Genomic DNA, 3,233 nt, shown 5'->3' with positions numbered 1-3,233 from the left:
CGCCGCGCGCGCCTCGTCCTCGAATTCGCGCACCACCGCGGCGTCCCCCGTCCACCGCTCGTACTCGTCGAGCAGGATGACGTAGAGCGGGGTGCTGTCGGCGGCGCCGAAGTAGGGCGATGTGGGATGTTCTTCAAACGCGGTCAGCTCGCCGTAGCGGAACTCGCGCAGGATCTTGCCCGGCTCCTCGTCCCGGAAGTCGTCGAGCACGCTGCCCTGGTCGATGCCGAGCATCCGCAGGGTGTTGACGGCCATGTCCGGTGTGAACGGCAGGACCTGCAGGCTGGTGAGGATGGGGTCGCGGCCGGTGAGGGTGGCGTTCCACGGCAGGCCCGCCGCGGGCAGCGGCTCGGTCGGTAGCGCCAGCGGCGAGAACCGCAGCGCGGCAAGGTCGACCAGGCTGCGCTGGTAGGTCCGCTCCAGTGGCTTCCAGTCGCAGCGCAGCTGCGGAGCCTTGTCGAGCCACTGCCTCAGGTCGTGTTGGAGCCTTGCCGTGTCGCGTTGCTGGCGGGAGGGAGTCAGGTGTTCTCGCATGTCCTGACCGTCGGGATGCAGCATCAGCCCCCGGACGTGCAGCATGGTGGTCCACTGCCCGTGGGGTTCGATCCGGATGTGGTAGGTCAGCCCCTGTTCGTCGACCTGCGCCGGCTCGGTCGTGGAGATCACCGTCTCTAGCCGGTACTTCTCCCGCACGTAGCCGAGGCGCAGGCGACCGTTCTCGACGCGTTGGTAGAGCCGGCCGGCCGGCGTGCGTTCTTGTCTGACCACGAACAAGGAGCTGAAGTCAGAGCCGGCGTCCACCCGGACGGTGAACTCGGCCGGTTCCCCGGAATGGTTGAGCACTGTCAACCGCTCCTCGAAGCTGCCGGCCACCGCCCGTTCGCGGATCACCGAGACCTTGGCGTCGACGTAGTGTGTCGGGGCCCCGGGCACCAGGAAGAACCGCGCCTCGAAGTACGACGGGTCGTCCATCGCCAGTGTGCTCACCCGTTCCCCGTTGATGGTCAGTCGCCACAGCGAGAGGAACCGGGTGTCGAATGAGAAGTAGCCGGTCGGGACGTTGGGCGTCGCCGCTATGTCGCCGCTGCCGTCGCTCAACACGAAGATGTTGCCGTCCAGGATTCTGACGAGATCGGTTTTCATCCCTGCCTCCCCCGGTCCCGGGCGGCGATCCGCGGGTGACGCGCGTTGGGCGGCGGCGCGAAGAGCCGCTCCAGCAAGCTGACGAGCCGGATTTGTCCTTTGAACGTTATGTCGTTCCTCAGCCACGCCGGGTGCGGTTTGGCTTCGCCGCGGACCATCCGGTCGAAGAAGGCGTCGTCGGAGCGGATGACGGTGTCGGCGGCGCGGTTCTGCTGTGACACCCGGACGACGCCGCCGCGGATCTCCACGAACCAGTGGTCGACCTCGTGGTCACGCTCGAGGTCGAACCGTATGGTGCCGTTCGTCTTCTTCAGCAGGCGTTCGTGGCCGTGTCGTTCGAGCGCCTCGAAGAACTTCCTGGTCGCCTCCGACATGGCACCACCCCCGTAGAAATCCGCCGGACCATGAGCAGCATCATTCGCATCAGGGTGGGTCGGCCTCACCCGGAACGGATGAACCTGGACTGCGGCCGCGAGCGGCGCGGGGAAATCACCCGGTCCGGGTGATGCGGCAGGGCCTCGCTCCGGGTCAGGGTGGGTACGCGGCTCATCCGGGCTCGGCACGCGTCGGAGGGAGGCGGACATGTCGAATCCCACCACGAGCTTTTTCCAATCCCTCGCCCGTCGCGGGCACGAAACCCTCCTCGAGGACGCCACCGGGACCATACGGTTCGACCTCACCTACGAGCAGGGCGTCGACCGCTGGTTCGTGGCCATCGAACGGGGCGATATCAGCGTCTCTCGGGATGGAGGCAAGGCCGACTGTGTCTTCCATGGCAGCCGGGCGACCTTCGACCGGATCTTGGCTGGCCAGTCACAGATGTACCCGTCATGGTTGCGCAACGAAATCACGACGCCGGGTGATGTCCGGCTGGCCCGCCTCTTCGTTCGGCTCATGCCGGGGCCGCCCGGAGCCCATCACCCTCGGGACTTCGGCCGCGAACGGAGACGTGCGGCATGAGCGACGGCCTCGTCCGGCTGCTGGACGGCAACACGTTCGTCGTCAGTGAGGAGACGGGCGACATTGACGCGTCCCCCACCATCCCGACCGGGTTCTTCTCGTTCGACACCCGATTCCTGTCGAAATGGATCCTGTCCATCAACGACGAGCGGGTCAACGCGCTCACCGTCGAGGAGGTCGAGTACTTCGAGAGCCGCATGGTCGTCGTCCCGACCCTCCCCGCTCCACTCGTCGACATCGGTGTTTCGGCCATTCGCGACCGCTCCATCGGCGGAAGCTTCACGGAGCAACTGACCGTGATCAACCACGAACCCAAGCCCGTCGACCTGCGGATCCGGATCGACGTCGACAGCGACTTCGCCGACCTCTTCGAGATCAAGGACGTGCGGAACAAGAGCGGGACGTACTACACCCAGGTCGACGGCGGGCGCCTACGTCTCGGCTATCAGCGGGAAGCGTTCTGCCGGGAGACCCTGGTCTCGTCCACCGTGCCGGCCCGAGTCGACGAGCAGGGGCTGACATACCACGTTCGACTTGAACCGCACGGTCAATGGACCACCAACCTGCACGTGCAGGCGCTGGGCCTGGGCGGGCGCGACCTTCGGGAGAGCCTGGAGGGCAGACCCGGTCGATCCCGAGCGCAGATCCGGCAGGACCTGGCCGACTGGCTCGCGCAGGCGCCCCGCCTCACCTGCGACTCCCCCACGTTGGGAATGACCTACCGACGCAGCCTGGCTGACCTCTCCGCGCTGCTTTACGCACCGCTGACCGGCGGCGGACACGCCATCCCCGCCGCCGGCCTACCGTGGTTCATGGCGATCTTCGGCCGGGACAGCATCCTCACCAGCATCCAGGCACTGCCGTTCGCACCCGACCTCGCCGCCACGACGCTACACCAGCTCATCGTGCGACAGGGGGCCGTCCTGCACGACTTCCGCGAGGAGGAGCCCGGGAAGATCCTCCACGAGCTGCGGTACGGGGAGACGACCGCATTCGAGGAGCAGCCACACTCGCCGTACTACGGTAGCGCCGACTCCACTCCTCTCTTCGTCATCCTGCTCGACGAGTACGAGCGGTGGACCGGCGACGCCACCCTGGTCCGGTCTCTCGAACGTGCCGGGAGAGCCGCC

4 protein-coding genes are annotated in these 3,233 nt (G+C 67.0%); 2 read left to right on the top strand and 2 right to left on the bottom strand.

Features of this window, described 5'->3' with window-relative positions; genetic code table 11:
- Nucleotides 1-1,143: glycogen debranching N-terminal domain-containing protein (locus B0E53_RS34535; protein WP_281492934.1), on the bottom strand; the 1,143-nt coding region annotated here is incomplete at its 3' end.
- A complete protein-coding gene (locus tag B0E53_RS38195) occupies nt 1,140-1,517 on the bottom strand; it encodes an SCP2 sterol-binding domain-containing protein (protein WP_168215481.1) in 378 nt (125 codons plus the stop codon). The genes B0E53_RS38195 and B0E53_RS34535, both read right to left, overlap by 4 nt.
- 208 nt (nt 1,518-1,725) lie before the next feature.
- Here B0E53_RS38195 and B0E53_RS34525 point away from each other — a divergent pair, with 208 nt between their 5' ends.
- Nucleotides 1,726-2,103 (top strand): SCP2 sterol-binding domain-containing protein, encoded by a 378-nt coding sequence (locus B0E53_RS34525; protein ID WP_107079729.1) that lies wholly within the window; start codon nt 1,726-1,728, stop codon nt 2,101-2,103.
- Nucleotides 2,100-3,233 (top strand): glycogen debranching N-terminal domain-containing protein (locus B0E53_RS34520; protein ID WP_281492933.1); only part of this gene is annotated, 1,134 nt, incomplete at its 3' end. The genes B0E53_RS34525 and B0E53_RS34520, both read left to right, overlap by 4 nt.

This window comes from Micromonospora sp. MH33 (assembly GCF_003013775.1).
Lineage (GTDB): Bacteria > Actinomycetota > Actinomycetes > Mycobacteriales > Micromonosporaceae > Micromonospora > Micromonospora fulviviridis.
Note: the sequence above shows the minus strand (reverse complement) of the source record. Positions and strands in the feature narration are given on the sequence as shown.